The sequence below is a fragment of the Mycobacterium gordonae genome (assembly GCF_017086405.1).
GTDB lineage: Bacteria > Actinomycetota > Actinomycetes > Mycobacteriales > Mycobacteriaceae > Mycobacterium > Mycobacterium gordonae_D.
The window spans coordinates 283,878-307,656 of the sequence record NZ_CP070973.1 but is presented as its reverse complement, the minus strand read 5'-3'; the positions used below and the strand labels follow the sequence as shown (position 1 = coordinate 307,656).

General features: G+C 65.3%; 21 protein-coding genes and 1 pseudogene. 9 read left to right on the top strand and 13 right to left on the bottom strand.

The window, feature by feature from the left end; genetic code table 11:
- Positions 1-12: 12 nt before the first annotated feature.
- On the bottom strand, positions 13-1,125 hold the full coding sequence (locus JX552_RS01365; RefSeq protein WP_205875752.1) for a hypothetical protein: 1,113 nt from the start codon (positions 1,123-1,125) through the stop codon (positions 13-15).
- Between the two features lie 93 nt (positions 1,126-1,218).
- Here JX552_RS01365 and JX552_RS01360 point away from each other — a divergent pair, with 93 nt between their 5' ends.
- Complete coding sequence (locus tag JX552_RS01360; RefSeq protein WP_205875751.1) at positions 1,219-2,178, top strand: LysR family transcriptional regulator; 960 nt, start codon at positions 1,219-1,221, stop codon at positions 2,176-2,178.
- Here JX552_RS01360 and JX552_RS01355 read toward each other — a convergent pair.
- Positions 2,153-2,758 carry a TetR/AcrR family transcriptional regulator gene (locus JX552_RS01355; RefSeq protein WP_205875750.1) on the bottom strand — a complete coding sequence of 202 codons (606 nt, stop codon included), beginning with the start codon at positions 2,756-2,758 and terminating at the stop codon, positions 2,153-2,155. The genes JX552_RS01360 and JX552_RS01355 overlap by 26 nt on opposite strands.
- 65 nt (positions 2,759-2,823) lie before the next feature.
- Here JX552_RS01355 and JX552_RS01350 point away from each other — a divergent pair, with 65 nt between their 5' ends.
- A complete protein-coding gene (locus JX552_RS01350; RefSeq protein WP_205875749.1) occupies positions 2,824-3,654 on the top strand; it encodes an alpha/beta fold hydrolase in 831 nt (276 codons plus the stop codon).
- Between the two features lie 72 nt (positions 3,655-3,726).
- Here JX552_RS01350 and JX552_RS01345 read toward each other — a convergent pair.
- Positions 3,727-4,113, bottom strand: a pseudogene (locus tag JX552_RS01345) (cytochrome P450); the annotation flags it as partial.
- A gap of 149 nt (positions 4,114-4,262) precedes the next feature.
- On the opposite strand from JX552_RS01345, the gene JX552_RS01340 reads away from it, so the two are divergent.
- The gene (locus tag JX552_RS01340) at positions 4,263-4,979 is read left to right on the top strand and encodes a TetR/AcrR family transcriptional regulator (protein WP_205875748.1); all 717 of its coding nucleotides are present in this window, start codon (positions 4,263-4,265) and stop codon (positions 4,977-4,979) included.
- Here the strand turns inward: JX552_RS01340 and JX552_RS01335 are convergent.
- Genes JX552_RS01335 through JX552_RS01310 form a run of 6 tightly spaced genes read right to left on the bottom strand, consistent with a single transcriptional unit; the run spans position 4,952 to position 11,214 of the window.
- On the bottom strand, positions 4,952-5,647 hold the full coding sequence (locus JX552_RS01335; RefSeq protein ID WP_205875747.1) for a MarR family transcriptional regulator: 696 nt from the start codon (positions 5,645-5,647) through the stop codon (positions 4,952-4,954). The two genes, JX552_RS01340 and JX552_RS01335, sit on opposite strands and share 28 nt — an antisense overlap.
- Positions 5,644-6,060 (bottom strand): Zn-ribbon domain-containing OB-fold protein, encoded by a 417-nt coding sequence (locus tag JX552_RS01330; RefSeq protein WP_205875746.1) that lies wholly within the window; start codon positions 6,058-6,060, stop codon positions 5,644-5,646. Before JX552_RS01330 ends, JX552_RS01335 begins: the two co-directional genes overlap by 4 nt.
- Positions 6,057-7,214, bottom strand: a complete 1,158-nt coding sequence (locus JX552_RS01325; RefSeq protein WP_205875745.1) for a thiolase family protein — start codon at positions 7,212-7,214, stop codon at positions 6,057-6,059. Before JX552_RS01325 ends, JX552_RS01330 begins: the two co-directional genes overlap by 4 nt.
- A gap of 13 nt (positions 7,215-7,227) precedes the next feature.
- Positions 7,228-7,557 (bottom strand): hypothetical protein, encoded by a 330-nt coding sequence (locus JX552_RS01320; RefSeq protein WP_205875744.1) that lies wholly within the window; start codon positions 7,555-7,557, stop codon positions 7,228-7,230.
- 1 nt (position 7,558) lies between these two features.
- Complete coding sequence (locus JX552_RS01315; protein WP_205875743.1) at positions 7,559-9,862, bottom strand: CaiB/BaiF CoA-transferase family protein; 2,304 nt, start codon at positions 9,860-9,862, stop codon at positions 7,559-7,561.
- A 2-nt stretch (positions 9,863-9,864) separates the two neighbouring features.
- Complete coding sequence (locus tag JX552_RS01310) at positions 9,865-11,214, bottom strand: amidohydrolase family protein (protein WP_205875742.1); 1,350 nt, start codon at positions 11,212-11,214, stop codon at positions 9,865-9,867.
- Between the two features lie 330 nt (positions 11,215-11,544).
- Here JX552_RS01310 and JX552_RS01305 point away from each other — a divergent pair, with 330 nt between their 5' ends.
- The 4 genes from JX552_RS01305 to JX552_RS01290 all read left to right on the top strand — a co-directional run bounded on the left by JX552_RS01305 (position 11,545) and on the right by JX552_RS01290 (position 15,866).
- Positions 11,545-11,790, top strand: coding sequence for a hypothetical protein (locus JX552_RS01305; protein ID WP_205875741.1), 246 nt, complete (start codon positions 11,545-11,547; stop codon positions 11,788-11,790).
- Positions 11,753-14,200, top strand: coding sequence for a TPR repeat domain-containing protein (locus tag JX552_RS01300; RefSeq protein WP_205875740.1), 2,448 nt, complete (start codon positions 11,753-11,755; stop codon positions 14,198-14,200). The genes JX552_RS01305 and JX552_RS01300 overlap by 38 nt, the downstream gene beginning before the upstream one ends.
- Positions 14,201-14,451: 251 nt before the next feature.
- Entirely contained in the window at positions 14,452-14,991 is a 540-nt protein-coding gene (locus tag JX552_RS01295) for a hypothetical protein (RefSeq protein ID WP_205875739.1), read from the top strand.
- A 260-nt stretch (positions 14,992-15,251) separates the two neighbouring features.
- Complete coding sequence (locus JX552_RS01290) at positions 15,252-15,866, top strand: hypothetical protein (protein WP_205875738.1); 615 nt, start codon at positions 15,252-15,254, stop codon at positions 15,864-15,866.
- 164 nt (positions 15,867-16,030) lie between these two features.
- Here the strand turns inward: JX552_RS01290 and JX552_RS01285 are convergent, their stop codons facing one another.
- Positions 16,031-16,708, bottom strand: a complete 678-nt coding sequence (locus JX552_RS01285; protein WP_205875737.1) for an ESX secretion-associated protein EspG — start codon at positions 16,706-16,708, stop codon at positions 16,031-16,033.
- A gap of 552 nt (positions 16,709-17,260) precedes the next feature.
- On the opposite strand from JX552_RS01285, the gene JX552_RS01280 reads away from it, so the two are divergent.
- Positions 17,261-18,256, top strand: coding sequence for a LacI family DNA-binding transcriptional regulator (locus JX552_RS01280; RefSeq protein WP_205875736.1), 996 nt, complete (start codon positions 17,261-17,263; stop codon positions 18,254-18,256).
- A gap of 96 nt (positions 18,257-18,352) precedes the next feature.
- Positions 18,353-19,807 carry an aldehyde dehydrogenase family protein gene (locus tag JX552_RS01275; protein WP_205875735.1) on the top strand — a complete coding sequence of 485 codons (1,455 nt, stop codon included), beginning with the start codon at positions 18,353-18,355 and terminating at the stop codon, positions 19,805-19,807.
- Between the two features lie 73 nt (positions 19,808-19,880).
- Here JX552_RS01275 and JX552_RS01270 read toward each other — a convergent pair whose 3' ends face one another.
- The 3 genes from JX552_RS01270 to JX552_RS01260 are packed head-to-tail and all read right to left on the bottom strand — an operon-like array spanning position 19,881 to position 23,727.
- Complete coding sequence (locus JX552_RS01270) at positions 19,881-20,288, bottom strand: Zn-ribbon domain-containing OB-fold protein (RefSeq protein ID WP_205875734.1); 408 nt, start codon at positions 20,286-20,288, stop codon at positions 19,881-19,883.
- A 1-nt stretch (position 20,289) separates the two neighbouring features.
- Positions 20,290-21,498 carry a thiolase family protein gene (locus tag JX552_RS01265; RefSeq protein WP_205875733.1) on the bottom strand — a complete coding sequence of 403 codons (1,209 nt, stop codon included), beginning with the start codon at positions 21,496-21,498 and terminating at the stop codon, positions 20,290-20,292.
- Between the two features lie 9 nt (positions 21,499-21,507).
- Complete coding sequence (locus JX552_RS01260; protein ID WP_205875732.1) at positions 21,508-23,727, bottom strand: acyl-CoA dehydrogenase family protein; 2,220 nt, start codon at positions 23,725-23,727, stop codon at positions 21,508-21,510.
- Positions 23,728-23,779 lie beyond the last annotated feature (52 nt).

Sequence of the window (23,779 nt, the reverse complement as noted above, 5' to 3'; positions counted from 1 at the left end):
CCTTCTCGAGTGTCACAGCCGGCATGCGCCATCGGAGCAACCCAGTTCGCGGGCATTGCCGCTCGCCCCGGACACGTCGCCTTCGACGGCCCGCAGCACCGGTGTCGTCGCGGTGCTCCAGCCCGGCAGAAACGCGGAGAACCGGCCGGCGGAGCCGCCGGCGACGAAGAGGTGAATATCGTCGGGGGTGAAGACGATCGGCACCCGCCGGCCCGCCTCGCGGGGATACCACTTGGGCAGATTGCGGTTGTAAGTCCGTCCGCCCGCCGGTGCATAGCGGTCGCCGTAGCTGACGTCGTCCCAGGAGTTGGTGCCGTTGAGCCACAGGTAGCGACGCACGTCGTCGCGCGACCAACCGAATGAGGCGATGGTGCGCGCGTGCTCGACACCGATCACGACGGTGCAGGACCCACCCAGTACGGCGTTGTTGTGCGCGACGGTGCTCATCGCCGAGGCGACCGAATCGAGGATGCCCTGCGGGTCGTCAGAGATGTGGTTGGTGACGCTGTGCGGGGCCTCGGCGCCGATGACCAGCACGGTGCTGTCTTCGGGCGCGTAGCCGTGCTCGACGTGATAAGGCGCCCATGGACTGGCCTCCTCGTTCTCGGCGATACAGAAGGTGTACTTGCCGGGGTGGCCCAGGGTGCTCTTGTCGAGCTGACCGGGAATGCCGCCGCCGACGCTGAGCAGGATCAGCCGCACCGCGCGGCCGATGGTCGCGTTGGCCCGGTTACCGGAGCCGAAAACGTTTCCGCCGGAGTTCATTCCGATCCGCCGCGCGACGGGACCGTTGACGACGATCAGTGGTGACACCACATGCGTGGTGGCCTGCACGCCGTTGAGGTTGAACCGCGGGTCGGCAAGTGCGAGCACCGCCGCACGCACCACCGGCGCGTACTCGGGCTTGCAGCCGGCCATCACCATGTTGACGGCCAGCAGCTCGCGGGTCAGGCTGCCCCACCGCGGCGGGATCCGCGCGACGAGTTCGCCGGGGTCTCCGCCTAACGCGTCCAGCACCGCGGCGACCCTGGCCGGGGTGGGCGGGACGACGGGAAGCCCGTCACTCCACGGTTGGTCGAAATAGTGCTCGACAAGATCACGTTCCGTCGCGATCAGTCCGGTCATCGTGTTGCCTCCTTGGCTCTGCTGCGGCCACCGTAAGGCGGCGACATCATCACAGTCCAAGACATATCTAGTCATTGTTTATATTCTGCAGATATGGCTGACCCCGAGCTGCGACTACTGCGCTACTTCGTGACGGTCGCCGAGGAGCGGCATTTCGGCCGGGCCGCCGAGAGGTTGCACATCGCGCAGCCGCCGTTGAGTCAGCAGATCCAGAAGTTGGAACGCCAGCTAGGCACCGAGCTGATCGACCGGTCGCGGCGCCCGATCGAGCTCACCGACTCGGGGACGGCGCTGTTTGACGAGGCGCGCCTGGCGCTGACCCATGCCGAGCGCGCCTTCGCGGCGGCCCGCCGCGCTGCCGCCGGACAGCTCGGCCAGCTACGCATCGGCGCCCTCCAAGCGGCGGTCGACGGCGTGTTGTCCCACGTCATGAGGGCACACCGCCGGCAGTTCCCGGACGTCAAACTCGAACTCAGCGAGTTGAGCAGTACCGAACAGATAGCGCAGCTGGTCGAGCACCGCATCGACGTCGGGCTGTTGCGCGGCCCAGTTGACGAACCGTCGTTGACCATCCAGCCACTGATCGACGATCCGCTTGCGGCGGTCGTCGGGGAGGACCACGCACTGGCCGACCACCAGCGGATCGAGCCAGGACTGCTCGCTCATGAACCGATGATCCTGTGGGCGCGGTCCGCCGCAGCCACCACCTACGGCGATGTCGTCGAGGTGTGCCGGATGCACGACATCGAACCGCCCGTCGTCGACGAAGTGCAGCGCATCCAGACGATTCTCGCGCTGGTCGCCTCGGGAGCCGGAATCGCCTTGCTGCCTACCTCATTCATCAATCTGAGTCGCAATGGTGTGCGGTTCATCCCGTTGCAGGGGCGGCTTCCTGACCGGCCACTTGCCCTGGCGTGGCGCACCGCCAACCAGTCCCCGACCGTTCGGGGCTTCCTCGATGTCGCCACCGCGTCGGCACCGCACTACCTTCAGCAGTTGCGTGAGCACTACCCGCAACTCGGCGTCACTACCCCTCGAGCATTCCGTCGATGAGCCGGTGCAGGACCTGGCGGACCTCCTTGCGGATCCGCTTCTGGTCGTCGGCGGTCGCGATCGCCATGGCTGCCTCATCCAGCGCTCCGATCAGGACGGTGGCCAGCGGGCGCACCGGCAGTCGCGCCAGCTGACCCGCCTTGATCGCCTCGGTGATCAGCTGCTCGGTCATGCCCAGGCTGTAGCGCTGGGCGACGTCGCGAAAGGCCGCCCAGCCGAGCACGGCGGGTGCGTCCAACAGGATCAACTGGCGCACCTCCGGATCACCGGACACCTCGAGCCAGGCGTCGACCGCGGCCCGGATCATGTCGGCCGGGGTGGTGGCTCCCGACGACGCCACCAGCGTGCCCATCCGGGTCATCACATCCAGCTCGACCGCTTCCACCACATCGCGGAATAACGCTGCCTTGTCGGTGAATTGGTGGTACATCGCACCGCGGGTGACACCGGCTTCGGTGGCGATCTCCGGGGTACCCACTTCGGCATAGCCGCGCCGGCCCCACAACTTGCGGGCAGCCGAGATCAGCGCCTCGCGGGTCGCCGCGGAGCGCTCCTCCTGGGTGCGCCTCTTGCTTTCCATACAACCTGTTGGTAACTTACGAACAGGCAGCCTGTTTGTAAATCCTTCGCTAGTAGGAGCCATTCATGCCGACGATCGACATTAGCGCCGGAGCCATCCATTACGAAGCAACCGGACCTGACGACGGTCGACCCGTGGTCTTCGTGCACGGGTACCTGATGGGCGGCCAACTGTGGCGCCAGGTCAGCGAACGCCTGGTCGGTCGCGGACTGCGCTGCATCGCCCCTACCTGGCCGCTCGGCGCCCATCCCGAGCCGCTGCGCCCCCGAGCAGACCGGAGCATCACCGGCGTCGCCGGTATCGTCGCAGAATTCCTTGCCGCGCTCGATCTCACGGATGTGGTGCTGGTGGGCAATGACACCGGCGGAGTGGTGACCCAACTCGTGGCGGTGCATCACCCGGAGCGACTCGGTGCGCTGGTGCTCACCAGTTGCGATGCGTTCGAACACTTTCCGCCGCCCATCCTCAAGCCGGTCATCCTCGCGGCCAAGTCGAAGAAGGTCTTCCACACCGCCATCCAGGGCATGCGGGCGCCGGTCGCACGCCGGCGCGCCTACGAAGGCCTGGCGCACAGCGACATTGATGCCCTGACCAAGATCTGGGTGCGGCCGGCGCTGTCGAATGCGGCAATCGCCGAGGATCTGCGCCAATTCTCGCTGTCGCTGCGCACCGAGGTCACTACCGGCGTGGCTGCCCGGCTGCCGGAATTCGACAAGCCGACGCTGATCGCGTGGTCGGCTGACGACGCGTTCTTCGAGCTGGAAGACGGCCGCCGGCTCGCCGCGACGATTCCCCACGCCCGGTTGGAGGTCATCGACGGGGCCCGCACCTTCTCGATGCTGGATCGGCCTGACCACCTTGTCGATCTGCTGTCGTCGATCGCGGTGCGCGCCTAGCGGACGCCGGCTCACATCGTTTGTGCCGCGAACACATTTATGGGGATGGTCAGCGGCAGGTCGACGGCACCGGAATGTTACCCGCGCTTCCAGTCGCGCCGGCGCCGAGCCCAGGCAGACGTGCAATCTCTGCCCGAAGCTCAAATACGCTGCCTTGCAATGGATGTCATAGCGCTCTGGCCCAACAAATCGCGTTTCGTCACGGTTGGCTGAAGCGTTGAGCAACAGCCTGTAGGACCCCTCGGCACCGGGCGAGGTCGGCTCGTAACGCGGTCACTCCTCCGCCGCCGAGGGGATCAGCGACCGATCGGCCCCGAGTCCCCCTCTCTGATCGGCGCTTGCACCAAGCAATTGACCCATGAAGCCGCTCAGCCGAGCGGTCGTTTCATTGCCCGCACCGGCGATCATCGCCGAATAGGCCAACACCTCAGTGCGTTCCAGCCGGCGCACCGTTCCGTCCTCGACCCTCGGCATCGGCACGTCCCCCGGAGGTAGGTCTCGTCGGCGGTGTCCGCGTCGTAGCGAAAGACCGCTGAATAGCCTGCCTAGCGTGATTACAGCGCCCAAATCGGTATCCCGCCCGATACCGGACGACCAATAAGATAGTGATGACTATCGTCACTAGGTCAACCACCACCGCGGTCAAGGAAGGAGCACCTGTGTCCCAGCGACCTCCCGCTGAGAAGTCGGTCGTCGCCGAGACGCGGGCTCCTGGTTCGCGCCGCCCGCGTGGGGAACCACGCAAGCTGTTGCTCGCCGCCGCCCGCGATCTGTTCGCGCGTCAGGACTACCGCAGCACGACTACTCGTGAAATCGCCGAATCTGCCGGCGTGACCGAACATCTGCTGTTCCGAAACTTCGGATCGAAGGCGGGCCTGTTCCGGGAGGCCCTCGTCTTGCCCTTCACCGAATTCGTCGAAGGCTTCGGACGCACATGGGAATCGGTCATTCCTGACCAGACCGACGAACGCGAGCTTGCTCGGCTCTTTGTCGAGCATCTCTACGACCTTTTCGTCGATCACCAGGGCCTGCTCTTGACGCTGGTGTCCGCTCAGGCCCTCAGCGAGGAAGAACAGGCCGATACCGGCATCGCCGACATCAGAAGGGCCCTCACGGTCCTCAGCCGGATCGGCGCGGAGGGCATGCGTATACGCGGCATCCGATCCAATCAGCCTGACCTGCCCGCATACTCGACAGTCGCCATGGTCGCCGGGATGGCCGCATTGCGCTCCACGTATTTCGGCACCGAGCACCCGTCGCGAAATGCCATCATCGACGAACTCGTCCAAGCGATTCTTTATGGATTCCTGCACCGGCTGGATTGACCGGTCTCCGCGCGAAGACTCTCGGCCCCCTTGGTGCGCCGGCGGATCTGGCCTTTCGGGCGCCGGACCCGCCGCGCCGGGTCTCGCGTGGTGCCGCAGGCGATCTCGTCGCGCAACTGCTCGACATTGGAGATCTCCGCATACAGACCGCGGATGGCGTAGTTGAGTACAGCGAACGAGTAGCGCTGGTCCTGATCATTCAGGATGCCTTCTTCTCTGGACCGTTGTTGCGACCACAATGCTTCGTCCAGCCGCGCCCGCGTTGCCTTGAGATGCTGTTCCAGGTTGTCCACGACGCGCTCGGGGTCCTCGCCGCGGGCCAGCCAGGTGCGCAGGATCACGGGGTGTTTGATGACGACCTGGTCCTCGCCAGGTAGGTGTTGGACCCAACGGCGCAAGGCATCCAGGCCAGAGTCGGTGGTCTCGTAAAGCATGATGGCCCGTTTGCCGGACTGCGCGCCGATTTCGTTGACCAGTGCGCGCTCCAGCAGTCGGTTCAATTCGCGCCGCACGTGGCTGACCGAGGGCGACCAGTAGAAGTGGCCGACGGAAAGTTCAGCGCGCGTTTTGATTTCGCCGGCAGTGAGCTGTTCGTCGGTGGCGGCCAGCACGCCCAGCACCAGGAAGGCCGTCACCGGCAGACCGTCGGTGGTACGCCGCGGGCTCACGGCGACCCGGTGAAGTAGGGGAGGGTCAGATCCGCTCCCACGGCGCGGAATGCGACTCTTACCCGCAGGCCGACGGCCAGGGCTTCGGTCTCGATCCCGACGATGTTGGTCAGCATCTGGTAACCCTCATCCAACGTCACGATCGCCGGTGCGTAGGGCGGCTGGAAGTCGGCGGTCACCGGCCGGTGCACGACGGTCCAGCTGTAGATTTCGCCCATTCCGCCACTGCGTGTCCATGCCAACGACCCCGAAAGGCAGTAGCGGCAGTGTTCCGTGGGCGGGAAGTTGGCGACGCCGCAATCACCGCAGTGCTGGTAGCGCAGCTCTTCGGCGCGGCAGCCCTCCCAGAACGGGACGCTGACCGGACTGCTGGCATGCGGTACGGAGCCATTCTGTGGGTGCAACAGGCTCATCGTGGCTCGTCTCCCAACAGCAGCACCGTGGTGAACAGGGCTCCCGCACCGCCGTTGCTGCAAAAGGCGATATGTGCGTCCGGCACCTGCAGGGCCCCGGCGTCACCGCGCAACTGTTGCACCGCGCGAACGGCACGCTGCATCATCTGCGGGTTGGCGCCGGCATGACTGAACGACATGGTTCCCCCGTCGGTGGTGATCGGGTGGCTGCCGTCGATAGCGATGTGACCGTCGGCGACGAACGGCCCGCCCTCCCCGTCTCCGCAGAACCGGAATGCTTCCAATTGCCGGATGATTTCGAACGAGAACGGGTCGTATAGTTCCAGCACGTCGACGTCATCGCGCCGGATTCCGGCGTGCGCGAAGGCACGGTCGGCCGCCCGCCGGCCCACCACGCCGTTGACGTGATCGCCGCGGCGTCCGGCGAGATCCCACGCGGGGGGGTGTTGGTAGGACGGGCCGTGAAAATCGGCGCCACTGCCCAGGATGTAGATCGGCTGCCCCGACGTTTCCGCCGCGTCGACATTGGCGACCACCAACGCGCAGCCACCCTCGGAGGTGGTGGCGCAATCGAGAAGATGAAACGGGTCGGCGATCAGGCGCGACGCGGTGATGTCAGCGGGTGCGAACGGACCACGTTGGTAGTAAACGGCTTCCGGGTTGTTCGACCCGTTGTTGCGGATGGTCGCCGCGACCATCGACAGTTGTTCGCGCGTGGTGCCGTAGACGTGCATGTGCCGGCGGGCGATGAGCGCGAATTCTGCGGTGGTGAACATGCCCCAGGGCGCGACGAACTCGTTCTCCGGTCGCGTCCAGGGCGCGGTGGCCTCGTGGTCGCGGTATTCACCGGCCTGCGCGGCGACGAGCACCACGACATCGGCCATGCCGTGCTCGATCGCGGTGGCCGCCTCGGTGATCATGCCGACACCGAATCCCGTTCCCTGCCAGGCCGGCCCGATGCGAAGGTCGTAGATCAGCGCGGTCGACAGCGGGCCCGCGCTGATACCGTCCACGTCGTCCAGCTGTAGACCGGCGTCGTCGAGTGCGCCCCTGATCGCTTTGACGGCCAGGCCGCGTGAGGTTTCGGCGTCCAGTCGCCGGCCCTGGACGGTGTTGTACACCCCGACGATGGCCGCGGTGCGGGGTGAACTCACGTCTTCTCCCACCTCAGTTCTCGTCTGCCACGACGCCGAGATCGGTTCCTATCAAGTCACATTCGGTCCCCTGGCGCACGATCCGTCCGATCAGCCGGGCACGGCTGTCGGACGGTACCCCTGGGCCTTGCACAATGTCGATTCGCACATCGACGGGCCGAGCGGTTTGCGGGTCGGTGATCTCCACTACCAGCACCACCGCGCGTTCGCGCTCGTCCCACTCCACACCGGTGATGCGGTGCCGCGCCGTCAGTTCCATGACCACCGAATCCTGGCGCAGCAGGAACCGGACCGGTTGGCACAACTCGCCGGGCCGCGGCGGCACGCACAGCGTCACTGCCATGTCACAAGCCCGCCGGCCGTGCCGCGGTGATCTTCAACGCGGCCAGCTCGGCGAGATCAGCACGGCCGTAACCTAATTCGGTCAGCACGTCGCGGGTGTGCTCGCCATACAGCGGGGCGCCCCGGCGAATCCAGCGCCGCGGCCGGCCGGAAAAGGTGAACGGCATGCCCGTGCACAGGAACGAGCCCGCAACCGGATGGTCGACGCGTTCCCAGAAGCCACGGGCAAGCAGGTGCGGATCGGTGAGCAGGCCGGCCGGTGCTCTCACGGGGGCGGCCGCCACCCCGGCCGATCGCAGTTCGCGTACCGCGTCCGGCACCGTGCGGCCCGCGGCCCAGCCGCTGATCAGTTTGTCGATGTCGTTCGAGCACCGCTCGGGGTGCTCGACGAGCCTGGCCAGTGCCGCGCGGGCGGCGTCGTCCATCGCAGCAACGGCCACCCACTCGTCGTCGCCCAGGCAGCGGTACACACCCTGCGGGCTGGCGCCAGGGCCGCGATTTCCCTGACGGCGCAGTTCGATTCCGTTGCGCGAGTATTCGACCAGCATTTCGGCGGCCACATTCAATGCCGCCTCCACCATCGTGGATTCGACGTGCACACCGACATCGTCGCGGTCGCGGACCACCAATGCCGCCACGGCGGCGAAGGCGGCGTGTAGACCCGCGATCGGGTCGCACACACCGCGCGGGATCACCGGCGGACCCTCGGCGTGGCCGGTGATCCATGCCATGCCCGTCGCCTGCTCCATGGTCTGCGCGAAGCCCACCCGGTCGCGCCACGGACCGTCCAGCCCGAACGCCGGCATCCGCACCATGACAGCGTGTGGGTTCGCGGCGCTCACGGCATCCCATTGCAGGTCGAAGTTCTCCATCACCCGCGGCGAGAAGTTCTCGATGACGAGATCGCTTGCGGCGATGAGCTTCAACGCCGCCGCACGCCCGGCGTCGGTTCCGAGTTCGATGCTGATGCCGCGTTTGTTGTTGTTGCTGCACAGGAAGACCGGGCCCCATTCCCACCACTGGTCCCAGGTCGGTGGCCGGCCGGCTGAGAACCGCATGCCGTCGGGCCGCCGCACGCCCTCCACCTTGACGACGTCGGCGCCGAGCGCGCCGAGAAACTGGGTGGCGAATGGTCCGGCCCAGAAAGCCGTGAAGTCGGCAACTCGGATGTCGGACAACGGAAGTGCCTCCGGATCGGCCCGGTCGGTGCCTTCCGGACGGGGCGGCCAGTCGATGCTGCCGCTGTGCTCGCCGAGTTCCGGAGGTCGCCTCGGGGGCATGGTGGTGATGGCTGAGCCGCGGTAGGGCACTCGCGGTTGCAGCACGCCGGAGTCGGATTCGACGAATACACCCCGCTGCACGAAGTGATCGACCGTCGGGAGCGTGGCGGGCGTCCCGATCGGTGCCACCGGAATGCGAAATGCCACGGCAAGGTCGACGATCTCTTGGGTGGTGCGATTTTCGGTCCACCGGGTGACCATCCGCAGGAACTCGTCGCGACGCGCGATGCGCCCCTCGATGGATGCCAGCTCGGCGTCGTCCAGCAGATCGGCGCGCTCGATGAGCACCAGGAAATCCTGGAACTGTTGTGCGGTGATGGTGCAGAAACCGACCATGCCGTCGGCGGTGGGCACAATCGACGGGAGTTCTAAACTGCGGGAATTCATCTGGGAGTCCGGGCCCATCACGCTGGCCGACATGGCGGGCAGCCCGCCCATCGCGATGGCCATCGCCTCGTAGGTCGAGGCGTCGATGATCTCACCATGTCCGGTGCGTGCGGCGTGGCGCGTGGTGGCCGCGGCGACCGCTGCCGCGAAGGTGCCGGCCAGCCACTCGCCGAGCCGCCCGCCGGCCTGCACGGGTTCGTCTCCCGGCCAGCCGCGGCTGGCGATCGACCCGGACAGCGCCTGCAGGATGAACTCGTTGGCCAGCACTTGATCGTCGACATAGGGTCCGGTGGTGCCGAACGGCGTGACGGCAACGAGCACCGTCGACGGATGTTTCTGAGCCGCAAGTTCGTTCAGCGTCCATTCGTCGGTCAGGTCGGTGAGTACGACGTCGGCCCCGGCCAACAACGCGGCCAGGTTGTCGTCTGTCACCGATTTCTTTCCGGCGGCCAGGTAACCGAACAGCGCGCCCGGTGGCCCGCCGCCGGCCGACCATGACCGCAGTGAATCACCCTGGCTCGACTCGACCTTCACGACGTCGGCACCGGCGTCGGCGAACATCTTCCCCGCGTAGGCAGCGGCGATTCCGTTGGACAATTCCAGCACGCGCCACCCGGCGAAGGGTGGTTGGTGTGCCACGTTCAGTTGCCCAGCGTGGTGGCTCGCCCGGCGATGCCGGACGCTTCCACGGTCACCGGTGTCGCGCCCTGGGCTTGCAGGGCGAAGGTCGTCATCCGGGTCCACGCGTCGCGGTCACGCTGGCTGGCCTGATGCCCGACGTGTGTCACGACGTCGACGTCAACGGCTTGGCCACGGAGGTATCCGGCACGGGCGTGTTCTTTCGGGATGTACCGGAACGGATCGAATGAGTAGGCGGCCATGGCATTTTCGTGGGTGATCTTGTCGATGACCGCGTCGTCGAGGTGGCCCATCGTCTCGATGACGTCCTCCGGTGCGAACGGCCAGTTGCTGTCCGAATGCGGGAAGTCCGACTCCCAGCACACCATGTCCTCGTTGAACCAGTCCATGTTACGCACGCCGACCTTGTCGCTGATGAAACAGGTGTAGAAGTGCCGCTGGAACACATCGACCGGCCCGGCGTAGCCCGGCGGGAACGTCGCCAGCGTCCAGCCCGAATGCCGTTGGTAGACATGCTCGGCACGCCACAGGAAGTACGGCATCCAGCCGATGTCGCCTTCGGTGAGCGAGAACTTCAACTGCGGGAAGTCGGCCCAGAACTGCGCCCAGATGAGTTCGGTGAAGGTGAACATGCTCATCATCGACGAGGCGGTCATCATCACGCTGGCCGGCGCGTCCATGGACACCATGGGCGAACGGGACGCGGAGCCGACGTGGGTGCACAGGACGGTCCTGTTCTCGCACGCGGCTTCGAACAGCGGGTACCAGTACTTGGTGTGAATGCTCGGCATCTGCAACGCTTCTGGATTCTCCGAGAAGGTCACCGCGTGACAACCCTTGTCCGCCAGGCGTTTGACTTCTTTGGCCGCTTCGCCGACGTCGTAGAGCGGGAGGATGCCGCACGGGATGAACCGGCCCGGATAGGCGGCACACCACTCGTCGACGTGCCAGTCGTTGTAGGCCTTGATCATTACCAGGTTGACGTCGCGGTCGGGGCCCTGGTTGAGCACCTGGCCGGAGAACCCGGTGAAGTTCGGGAAGTTCAGGCCGGCCAGCTGCCCCCCGGCGTTCATGTCACGCACCCGCTCGTCGACGTTAAAGCAGCCCGGACGCATCTCGTCGTAGCGGGAGGCATCGACGTTGTACATTTCGCGCGGTTTGCCCGCCACGGCATTCAGACCCATGTTCCGGCCGCGGATGTCGCCGTAGTACCACTGCTGGACACCGTCGGGTTCGATCACCACCCTGGGTGCGCGGTGCTTGTACCTGGCCGGGACGTGCGCGTCGAACATGTCGGCCGGTTCGGCGATGTGGTCATCAACGCTGATCAGGATCAGGTCGTCTTTGTTCATTCGCGAGCTCCCCGGCAAGTAACTACTGGGCCATGATGTCAGGCCATGTTTCCTTTGTCACGGCGCACCTTTCTGCAGGGGAATCGCTGAGATGCCCGGCGGCTTGACAGCGGAACGCATCGTTTCGATGCACTATTAGTCCGATAATGTGACTGCGACGCACCGCTGTCTTCACACACCGCTTCGCCGCATATTTTTGATCGGCAATCGCTGTAGGGTGCTTCACAGGACCACACGTAGGGGATCGATCGATGTCGACCGAATTGGAGCTTGAACTCGAGGCGTTGGGCCGGCTGCCCTACCCTAGGGGCGCTGGGTGAGTTGTTGCGGATGGGCGCACAACGTCCGCACGCCGGCGCGGCGCCGGACCCGGCAGCCGACTCGCCGTCTTTGGTGGCAGCCAGGTCGGTGAGCAACGAGACTATTCCGGGCGTGCAGCAAGTGGTGGCGGATCGGTTCATCGAGGTCGGTGATCTGGTGGAAGTGGCTCGCACCCGGTTCGCCCAAGCCGACGGTGACCGGGCGTCGGTGATAACCAGTGCAGGTGATCTGCTGCCGTCGCCCCCGCCTCGTTGACGGCTACCCGACGGCAGCCGCCATGGTGACCCGCCACCAGATCGAATCCGCCAATCCGCGGGCCGTGCTCGACGCTGTGGATGCGTGGAAACGCTCGGCCAAGGAGATGGTTGACCACGCGGCCACCTATCGCAATGCAGTCACACTGCCCGGCGGTCAGCCGTGGTCGGGTCAAACCCGCGACGCCGCGGTGGCAATGGCCCAAAGAGACTATGCGGCAATCGAACACGTGCGGCAAGCGATCGACGCGATGGGCGATGCGGCGGCCAACGGCATCAACGGTCCGGTCATCAAGAACCTCAACGAGGCACGCCGGCTCATCGCCGAAGCGGAAGCCAACGGGTTCGGAGTCAACGACGACCTTTCGGTCACCGACACCAAGAAGCACGACGACGACGCGCCCGACCCCAAACGGACCCAGGCGCGCGACAACTACGAAATGGCGATCAGGCAGGCCGCCCAGCAGTGGTGGAATGCGGACTTGGCGGTTGCCAGGCAGATCGACAACGACAGGAAGGCGTTATCCGCCAATTTCAGCGCGTTGGGCGCCGCGGCGCTCAACGCCGAGGAAGGCCGCGACGACGGCGCCGACCTCGCCGACAGTCACCCGCTCTCGCCCGAAGAGCGGCAGAGGCTCCTTGCGGCCGGGACACTGACACAGGCACAGTTGGACGCTCTCGCCCGGGGCGAACCGGTCCCGGTCGGCGCGGGCCGGATGGCATACCTCTACCAGCTGTCGCAGTCGCTGAACGGGAAAAGTCCCGCGGAGATCAAAGCGCTGCTGGACGGCTTGCCTACCGACACCCGCGAGGCGCTGCAGCACGGTCTGGCGATCATCTCCAACAAGAACGCATTGTCCGGAGTCGCGAACAGCCAAGGCGTCACAGATGCAACGCGCGACAGCTTCATTCCGGCCGCAGGAAGCCTGGCAAACCTGCCCAAGGGCATCGTTCAAGAGCTAACCCGCCAAGACCGCGGGATAGGTGACCGATACGGCCCCGCCGGGGCCATCGTTCAAACTCCCGAGAAGTATTATCGCGGTCTTGCTGAACTGCACGATATTTCGGAGATCTTCCGGCCGGCGCGCGGCGGGGAGGCGTACCTGAACGGCAGTGAAGGGGCCAAGTCGATGCTCGCGGCGGCCAGCCAATACGCCAACGCCGATATCGACAACCGAATACGCCTGACCGATTATCCTCATCAGAATTCTCCCGGCGGCGGCATATCCGGTGTGCTTGGCGCGTCCGGCCCCGGCCCGAACGCACCCGATCCGCACGTCGCATTGGCTGACATCGTCCAGGTGGCCGGACACGACCACGTCGGGATGAGCGAATTGGCCACGAACCAGGACTTGATAGGTTTCGATGCCGCCGGGCGCGGCGTTCGATCCAACGACTATTTCCTGCGTGGCCTGCTGGAAGAGACGTGGGGCGATCAGTCGGCGAAGGTCGGCAGCGCCTTCGACTGGATGGGCAACGACCCGCATAATCCGATCAACGCGCGCACCGCAGATGCGGTTGCCCACTTCGTGAGTGACTACAAGGCCGATTTCAATGACTTGCCGGGCAGCGCGACGACATTCGGCTCGACCAACCCCGGGCTGGCAGAAGCGCTCAGCGTCGGCCTCGGACCGTACTTAAGCGCCTTGGCTGGTAACTCAGCGGCCCCCGAATTATTTAATATGCCCGACGTTCATCAATTCGAGAATCAGCAGCAGATGGCCAACCTGTTCTCGGTGCTCGACCAGAACCACAACTCAGGGATGATCATCAACGATGCCGCGATGCAGCAGCAGCGTTTTCTGGATATCGCCGGCATCGACAGCGACAATCATCACCGTGAATTGGAGATCAGCGGACGAATGCAAGGCGCGATGCACGTGGGTATCGACGACGCGAAGGCAGTCGACGCGCAGTACCACGTTCAGCAAGTCGAACAGCAGTACCACGACCGGGGAGCCGCCGTCGACGCGTGGGCAAGGGATCAGGGCTCGTTGAGTGGCCTAGCCGGGTTGATTCCTGAAGTTAAGGTACCTGCGGCGCTGGAAAATGCCCTCGCGCCCTGGATGAGGCCCGACGGGGGGCCGATGCCGAACACGGTGAACATCGCGGGGGATAACTTCTTGCACGACTATGTGGAGTCGCGCGGGATGGGCACCAGCACTGTCCGTGAAAACACCGCAATACTGGAAGGGCTGATCCAGCGCAATCCTGCGATTGCAGATAATCCGGCGATCGTGCCGTATGTGATCCACACCGAAAACGGACCCACTCTGGATTACGAAGCGATTAACGCGGATGACAAAAAGTTTGTGCACGACTTTAACGCCGTCGTCACTCCAGAGATATTCAACAAACCGGCCTTTGACGACGCAATCAACAATGACGGAACCCAACATACGAAATGGTAGCAAACCTGATGAGCGTGGGGCGGGCCTCGGTGTGGTTGCTTTCGATATTCGCGATCGCTGGATGTGGCCATCAGACCACCGCGCCCACCCGATCGCCATCAACAACGACGTCAGCAGCGGCAGAATCCCGCATCCAGTTCACCGTCCAGTGGGTCGACAGCGGCGTCCTCGATCTCATGTCGCCGGAAGCAACCTTTCTGCGCGCGTTCGTCGAATCCGAACAACGGGCAATACTCACACATGGCCGTGGGATGAGCGCGATCGAGGCCGGCGGATTTCCCGGCTTCGCCCGCGCCTTCAATAACGTGATCGACCCCGATCGGGTGGGCGGAGCCGCAGCCGACGGCAAACCCCACTTCGGCACCGTCGTTTATGAAGTCATCGACATCCGCCGCGAAGGCGACCGTTACCACGTTGTGTATTGCGACTATGAGTCGCTGACCGCCATCAAAGTGGGCGACCAATATAGTGGGCTGGGATCAGAGCCGTCCGCCTCCGCTGGGCAGCTGACCTTTGGACCAGACCCAGCTCTCCCACCCGAGCAACAGCGGGTCCCGCGCAAGGATCAGAAAGGCCCGGCACGGGTCCCTGTCGACAATGTGTTCGGCACCTGGGTGGCCACGCCGGGTAGCGAGTATATGGACGACGCCACCGCCCGCGAGTGGTACCCGAAGTGCCACAAATGGGCACCGGGCACACCCGCCGACTGGCCACGCGACAACAAACCCCGTCCGACACCGCCGCCGACGCTGCCACCGAGCCCGGGCTGGCCGCCCGGAAGCTCCGCATGACTCACTGACTCGTTACGCCAGACGTTTTCAACAAACCGGCCTTTGATGACGCAGTTGACAATGATGGCACCCAGCACACTAAGTGGTAGCGAATGCTGATCTCTGTTCGACGGGCTCTGGCGGTGCTCGCCGCGGTGATCACTGCCGCCGGATGCGGTGGCGAGAAGCCTGCGCCTACAAAATCGCCGATGACGTCAACAGCAGCTGAATCCCCCGTTCAGTTCACGGTGCAGTGGATTGACAATGGCATCGTTGATCTGATGTCGCCAGAAGCCACCTTTGTGCGCGCTTTCATCGAATCGCAACAGCGGGCGGCCTTCACCCGCGGCCACGGCGTGGACGCGATCGCGGCTGGGGGATTCCCCGGCTTCGGGCATGCTTTCAACAACGCGACCAACCCCGACTGGGTCGGCGGAGTCGCCGCGGACAGCCGACCCCTGCTCGGCACCGTCATCTACGAAATCATCGATATCCGCCGCGACGGTGACCGTTACCGCATCGTCTACTGCGACAACCGCTCCCTGATTGCAACCCAGGTCGGCGGCCAGTACAGCGGGCTGGGCCCCGAACCACGCGCCTCCGCCGACCAGCTGACCTTTGGCCCGGACCCTTCCCTGCAACCTACGCAGCAACGCACGCCGAGCAAGGACCAGAAAGGCCCAGCACGCGCCCCAGTCGACAACGTTTTCGGCACCTGGGTGGCCGCGCCCGACAGTGAGCAGATGGACGAAGCCACCGCCCGCGAGTGGTACCCGAAGTGCCACAAATGGGCACCGGGTACACCCGCCGACTGGCCACGCGACGACAAGCCGCGACCCACACCGCCGCCGACGCTGCCACCGAGCCCGGGCTGGCCGCCGGGAAGTTCCGCATGACTCACTCCGCTGCCCGAAGCCGCCGCAGAACCAAGACATCCCGCGCGATCAACTGATCTATCCGCTCGGACAATGTGCGCTCCGTCGCAGGCTCGGCGTAACCGAAATCCGGTTCGTAGATGTAATCGCCATCATCCGTAATGTGCACCCACACAAGGAACTTCCTATCCCAGTCGACCCCCCCACGACCTTGCCGGCCGGCAGCGCGATTGGATCGTTGCCAACGACGCTACGTGCGAATTCGGCACCCGCACCGCAGCCCCACGATCGGAGCGGACCGCAAGCAGGACGGACACCTCATCGTCGTCTTCGTCGTCGTCAGTCGCGAGTTCAGCAAAGTAATTCTCGTACTTGGGAATAACGATACGTGCTCGCGATCCTGGTCCGGTTGGCTCAATTGAGCTGGCGACGGCCGGTCCCAGGTCGTAAGGCGACAACTGGTACACATCGACGACGCCCTCGCGGGGCCGTTGCAATGCAAGAAATCCCAATTGGTCCGCGCGATGGGCGAGTACCCGAGTATCGGGGATGTCGTCGCTGCTGTGGAGCACGCGGCACTCCAGCCATATGTCGGCATCTCGGTAGCTGGTGACCCATTTCCGGAAGACGCGCAGATCGCCGTCACTGAAACGATCAGCTACCGATGCCCTACTCGGCATACCCTGATCCGCTGGCATGAACGGATAAGGCGGACGCTCATGACCCTGCAACTCGTAAACGGCTGCCACATCCACCAGGTCGATACTGCCCACCCACTCACGCGGCACCTGTGTCATCTCGCTGTCCTCAACATCATCGACGCCTGCTCCGATATCGGTGCGGTTCTTGCACTCATTCTGCATGTCGAAATGACAAACCCATTCCAGCTCCGAACGAAGCCCAACGGCTAGGAGTACCCCCAGTGGTTGAGATCGGTCCCGGCGTCCTGCAGGTCCAGGATCGTTCCCGCTGCCCGGATCATCCGCTTGACGCCGAGATCTTGTGCGAGCTCTTAGTCACTTGCGGTGGAGCATATTTGGGCATCTACGGTGCATAGGCGCGGCGAATCCCGTGAATCCCGTTCGGATGGGCCGGCACTCACCCTGAACGGACCTCCGGTGACTTCTCCGACTCTTGGAAGCTGCCGACTGCGTGTCACACCGCGTGAGCGTGCGGGGCGGGTCAGGGCCACGGATGCTTCCACATCGGCGTGCCTGAAGTCACGGCACTACGGAATGGCCGCGACGCATCCCAGCATGTGTCGCGCGCGTGCGGCGCCCGCCGAGTTGGAAAGCCGGCTCCGCGCTGAGCCGCCACCTCTAGGCGCCGGGTATCCCACGCTTCGAGTAAGGGCCGACCAGCCACGAGAAGGTCACTGCCCCCGCCGGCCGTTGACACGCGTGCCACCATGAGGCATGCCGGTCGGTGACGAGTTGAGCTCGGTCCGGGGTGCGCGTCCCACCACCGCTGATGTCGCCCGGCTGGCAGAGGTCTCGACGGCCACGGTCAGCTACGTGCTCAACAACGCTCAAGGCCGGCGCATCTCGCCGCAGACCCGCGACGCGGTGAACCGCGCCGCGAAATTGCTCGGTTACCGCCCCAACATCGCCGCGCGCAATCTGGCCCGTGGCAAGGGCGGCGTCGTGCTTTACGTCGTCCCGCACGTGGCGGTCGGTGACATGCCGATGCAGGCCGGCAGCCGGATGACGACGGAACTGGCGCGACTCGGCCTGCTGCAGGTTCAGATCTTCGAGACCGAGGACGACCATCACGTCGTCGACGCCATCGAGAATCTTGATCCGGTCGCGGTGGCCAGCCTGTTCCCGCTCAGCGAGGCGGCGGCCACCGCGGTCAAGACTGCCGGCATTCCGCACATCGACATCGGCAGCCTGCCAGCCCTGGGCGACCCGCACTTGGCGGTGGGCGAAATGCGGGTGGCCCACCTCGTCTCGCGGGGCCACCGCCAGCTCGCCTATGCCTACGGCGGGACACCCAGATGGCGCGCGCTGGGTGGCTACTGGCTCGAAGGCGTCTCGCGCGCAGCACAATCGCGTGGCCTGCCGACGGTGCGCATCGCCACCATCACCATCGACAACGCCGCCGAGGTGGCAGCCGGTTGGGTGCGCGACGGCGTGACCGCGGTGTGCGCGCAGAGCGACGACATCGCCTGCCTGGTCCTGTACGGAATTCATCGGGCGGGCCTGCAGTGCCCGCAAGACCTCGCGGTGATCGGCGTCGACGCCAGCCCGATGGGGGAGGTGAGCACCCCGCCGTTGACCTCGGTCCAGTTCGATCCGCGCGCGTTCGCCGACGCCGCGATCGCGGCCATCTACGAACGGTTGGGGTACCCGGCCCCGCCTTCTCCGGACATCACCGACATTGCGCGCGTCGTGGTGCGGGCGTCGACCTAACCGAAGGTAGCCGATCGACTACTTCAGGTCTGGACATCGCGTGGTTAAGCGCATAACCTCGGCCATGACGAGTCCGATACTCAAGGAGGAGTACCGATGACGGTCCAGGCCGTTTTGGACGAGATCCGGGAGCGCCCGGGCACCGGCGAGGTGATCACGGTGGTCGACCCCGCCACCGAAGAGCAGGTCACCGAGTTCAAAGACTGCGGCCCGGAAGCCGTCGACGACGCCGTCTCGCGCGCGCGGGCATCCTTCGAGTCGGGGGTCTGGCGGGACAAACCGCCCAGCGAGCGGGCCAAGATCCTGTGGCGGGTCGGCGAGTTGATCGACCAGAACGCCGAATTGCTCGCCGAGCTGGAATCGCTCAACGCCGGCATGACGCCGCTGCAGGCCCAAGGCACCGTGACGGTGGGTTCGGAGTTCTTCCGTTACTACGCGGGCTGGTGCACCAAGATCGAGGGCATCGCGGCCGACGTGCACACCGGCGGCCTCACCGGCATCGACTCCCACCAGCACGCCTACACCCTCAAAGAGCCCTACGGCGTTGTGGGCCTGATCTTCCCGTGGAACGGGCCTGTCTTCAACTTCTGTTGCAAGCTCGCTCCGGCCCTGGCGGCCGGCTGCAGCAGCGTCGTCAAACCCGCTGAGGAGACGCCGCTTTCGGCGCTGGTGCTGGACAACATTCTGCACGAGGCTGGGGTGCCGGAAGGCGTCGCCAACCTGGTGCTGGGCAACGGGCACACCGCGGGGGCGGCGATCACCGCGCACCCCGACGTGGAAAAGGTCGCCTTCACCGGCTCCACCGAGGTCGGCCGGGCCATCGTGCACGCGGCCGGCGAAAGCAACTTGAAGAAAGTCACTTTGGAGCTCGGCGGCAAGTCGCCGGTCGTGGTCTTCGATGACGCCGACCTGTCCAAGGCTGTCCCGATGGCGGCATTCGGCACCTTCATCCACTCGGGCCAGGCTTGCGTGTGCGGATCGCGAATCTTCGTGCAGCGCGGTATCTTCGACCAGTTCGTGGACAGCCTGGCGAAGGTGGCCGATGGGCTGCCGCAGGGCGGTCCCAGGGACGAAGGAAGCCTGATCGGCCCGCTGATCAGCCAGAAGCAACTCACGCGCGTGCTGGGCTACCTCGACCAGGGCCGCTCTGATGGCGTCGAGGTCGTCACCGGCGGCGAAAGAGTCGACCGCAAAGGCTATTTCGTTCGTCCGACCGTCCTGACCAACGTTGCCACCACCAGCCGGCTGTTCCAGGAAGAGATCTTCGGGCCGGTGGTCGCGGTGATCCCCTTTGACGACGAGGACGAGGCCGTCGCGCTGGCCAACGACACCACCTACGGCCTGGCGGCCACCGCGTGGACCCGAGACCTCGGCCGTGCACACCGAATCGCCAAGCGGCTCAAGGCCGGAACGGTGGGACTGAACTGCCAGATGCAGTTCGACCACTCGATGCCGTTCGGCGGTTACAAGCAGTCCGGCTGGGGTTACGAGTCCGGCAAGGCCGGCCTGGAGACCTATCTGCAGACCAAAATCGTCTGGGCACAGATGTAATTCCCGCGCGAGCAGACGCAAAAGCCCGTAAATTCCCGCGAATTTACGGGCTTTTGCGTCTGCTCGCCATCCTTTAGGCGGGCTCGTAGCGCAGCATGGTGACGTCGTGTTCGGGGTAGTCGCAGAACACCGGCCGCACCCGCATGCCGACCCGCAGCGCCTCGGGCTCCACATTCACCATTTCGGTGGAAAACCTTGGCCCCTCATCCCATTCGACAATCCCCAGCAGTTGCGGGACCGCGTCGGCGAAGTGCGGGCTGACCGGCCGGCGTGCGACGGTGTAAGAATACAGCGTCCCCATGCCGGAGATCTCCCGCCATTCCAGGTCGTCGGCCAGTGTGCGCGGCGCCCGCACCCGCGGATAGAAAACATAGCTCTGCGTCGACGGCGAGTACTGGACGACGATGCGGTGCTGGGCCAACGCATCCCAGAACGGTGCCGTGGTCGGCGTCTTGACGGGCATCGGCCGATCGAAATTCATATCAGTCTCCCTGCAGCACGAGTGCCGTCTGCTCGGATAGGATCCCGCCGTTGCCGGACACGAAGGCACGGTTGCAGTCGGCCACCTGTGCCGCTCCGGCGCGGCCCATGATCTGGCGCGTGGCATCGCACACGTGATGCATGCCGCCCGCCAGACCGGCCTGCCCAAAGCCGAGTTGACCCCCGGCGGTGTTCAGCGGAAAGTCGCCGCGGAACGTCAGATCGTGTTCCGCTATGAACTTCAAACCCGTTCCCTTGTCGCAGAAACCGGCATCCTCGAGCGAGAGCATGACGGTGATGGTGTAGCAGTCGTAAATGGAGATCATGTCCATCTGGTCGCGGGTCAGGTCGGTCATCGCGAAGGCGGTCTCGGCGGCGGCGGCCATGGGCGTGTTCAACAGGTCTTCGGCATAGGTAGGAGTTTTGAAGGGCACGTTCTCACCGAACCCCTTGATCCACACCGGCCGGTGCTTGGCGCGTCTGGCCAGGTAGGCATTGGCGACCACCACCGCCGCACCGCCGACGCACGGCATCACGATCTCCAGCATGTGCAACGGATCCGCGATCACCGGGCTAGCCAACACGTCGTCAACGGTCAGCGGTTTGTCTTTCCAGATCGCACCCTCGGTGTGATTGGCGTTGGCCCTCTGGTCGACGACGATCTTGGCCATCGCGCGCTCGTCGTAGCCGTAAACGGCGGCGTAGCGCTGGGCAACCTGGCCATAGGGCCCGTTCTGGCCGAGATTGCCGTAGGGAATCTCGAATTCTGCTTGCGGAGAGCCGTACTGGTTGCTCGAGGAGCCGAAGAACATGGCGTCCACCAGCGGCCTGGGCTTCTTCTTGGATGACGGGGTGATGTAGCGCGCCGGCAGTGCACACAGCACGGCGTCACAGATACCAAGTTCGATCGCCGCGGCGGCGCGCCACACCATCGCGGCGGCGCTTGCTCCGCCGAGGTCCACCAATTCGGCGAATCGAGCCGGGATACGCAGGTATTCGGCGATTGTCGAGGGTACGAAGATCTGCGACTCGGCCAGGTGCGAGGTCGCGATGCCGTTGACGACCTCGCCCGACAGCCCCGCATCGTCGAGTGCGGCCGCCGCCAGTTCGGCCCATTGCTCAAGAACGAACGGAGCGGGTGACGCCTTGCTGAGCCGCTCAGGAGGGAGCTCGACGTAGCCGACGATGGCGGCCTCTCCGCGTAATCCCATCTAGCATCCTTATTTTCGTGGTAGGCCGAGGATCATCTGGGCGATGATATTGAGTTGAATCTCCCGCGTTCCGCCACCGATCAATTCGGCCGGCAGGTGCAGATACGGCTCCACGATCGCGGGATCGGATTCGGCGACCATCGCCAGCCGGCCGGTCAGTTGCAACGTCGCCTCAAAAGTCCGGCGCAGCAACACGTTCATCGCGACCTTGGCGATGCTCGACGCGGGTCCCGACGGCTGACCGTCCAGCAGTCGGATGGTCTCCCGCACGCCCAGCGCCTTGATGGCATTGGTGTAGGCGTCGAGCTCACCGAGCGCGCGTATGGCGTCTTCACGGTCCGGCCCCGGTTCGGACGCAAGGCGCCGCAGCGCGGCGGCCCGGTCGAACTTGACGTAGCCACTGATGGCCGAACGTTCTTCGGCCATAGTGGCAATCGCCAGACCCCAGCCACCCACCGGGTCGCCGAGCAGCATGTCGTCCGGTATGAAGACGTCGGTGAGAAAGACCTCGTTGAAATGGGCCTCACCCGTTGCGGTTTTGATCGGCTGGATCTCGATCCCCGCAGATCGCATGTCCAGGATGAAGTAGCCGATGCCGCGGTGCTTACTGGCCGCCGGATCCGTGCGGGCCAGCAGCGCACCGAAGTCCGCCCGGTGCGCCACGGACGTCCAGATCTTGTGGCCGTTGATGGTCCAGCCGCCGTCGACCTTGGTGGCGCGGGTGGCGAGCGCCGCAAGGTCGGAGCCGGCGCCGGGCTCGCTGAACAGCTGGCACCACGCGAGCTCACCACGCTGAGTCGGAGGTATTAGCTTGTCCTGCAGGTTTTTCGGCGCAGCCTTCATCACCGATGGCAGGATCCACTCGGCGATACCAAGCGAGGGCCGGACCAACTCCGGCCGCTTGGCGAACTCGTCGTCGATGATCAGTTGGCGCAGCGGGTCGGCGTCGAGCCCCCACGGCTGCGGCCAGTGCGGTGCAATCAGGCCCGCCCCGGCGATCAGAGTGCGCTGCGGACCGGTCTTGAAGTCCTCGTAATCGCCTTGCCGTCCGGGCCGGTCGTTGCTCAATTCCATTGCGGCGTCCAAGGTCCGCGCCACCTGCGCACGGAATTCCGCATCGGCGTCGCCGAGGTTCACCGACATGTCGCGCTGCTGAAGACAGGTGAGCCGCCCCAGCCGGCGTGCCCACCGATTCGCCGGTCCGATCGACGCCGCCAGGCTGATGGCGCGCCGCCAGTACAGGTGAACGTCGTGTTCCCAGGTGAACCCGATGGCCCCGAACATGGTCAGGGCATCCAGGACCAGATCCGGGGCGGGCGATATCGCGATCACCGCGGCGCCGGCCGCGGCCATCCGATGCTGGTCGAGCAGCTCCTCGGCGGCCCGCACGGCGTCCCATGCTGCCGCCGTTGCCAATTCGCTGTTGATCAACAACATCGCCGCGCTGTGCTGTAACGCCTGGAAGGTGCCGATCACCTTGCCGAACTGTTCGCGGATGCGCAGATGTGCGGTGACCGCCTCGACGCACCACTGGGTGATGCCGGCGGTCGTGCTGGCCACCAGTGCCGCGGCCACGCATTCCGCGCGGTCCGGCTCGATCCCGGTGAGAACGTCGGCGGCACCATAATCCTTCAGCCGTAACCGTCCGATGTCTGTGACGATGTCGGTGCCGTCCTCGTTTTCCGTTGCAGCCGAGCCGTTTTCCGGATCGATCAGTACCCACACGATGTCGTCGTCCGGCGTGCCCGCTGCCAGCAGGATGATCTGCGCCCCGCAGACGCCCGCGGTGACATCGGATGCCCCGGAGACCACCCAGCCCTGGCCGTGGGGCCGCGCGAGGAATTCGCCGTTGCCGGGCAGGACGACCGCGGCCGGTGCACCGGCGGCGAGTTGGCGCAGCAACGACTGCGCCGACGGCGTCGGTTCCGCCAGCAAGGCGACGGCACCCGTGGTCACCGTGGGCAACAGGGGGCCGGGTAGTAACGCCTTGCCCGCGGCCTCCAGGACGCAGGCGCTGTCCATGAGACCGCCGCCCTGGCCGCCCAATTCTTCGGGCAGATGGACCGCATGAAAACCATTGCCGACCAGAGCTTCCCACCACTGCGGAAGCTTCCCCGCGGCAAGTGCCTCGAAGTTCTCCCGAGTCGCGGCGATCGGTGCATGACGGGCCGCGAACTGCCCGACGGCCGCGCTGAGCTCCTGCTGCTCCGCGGTCAGCCCGAGGGTCACGATGCCGTCCCGGCGGGGGTCACGTCCGGAGTAGAAGGGCTCGGCTTCGGCC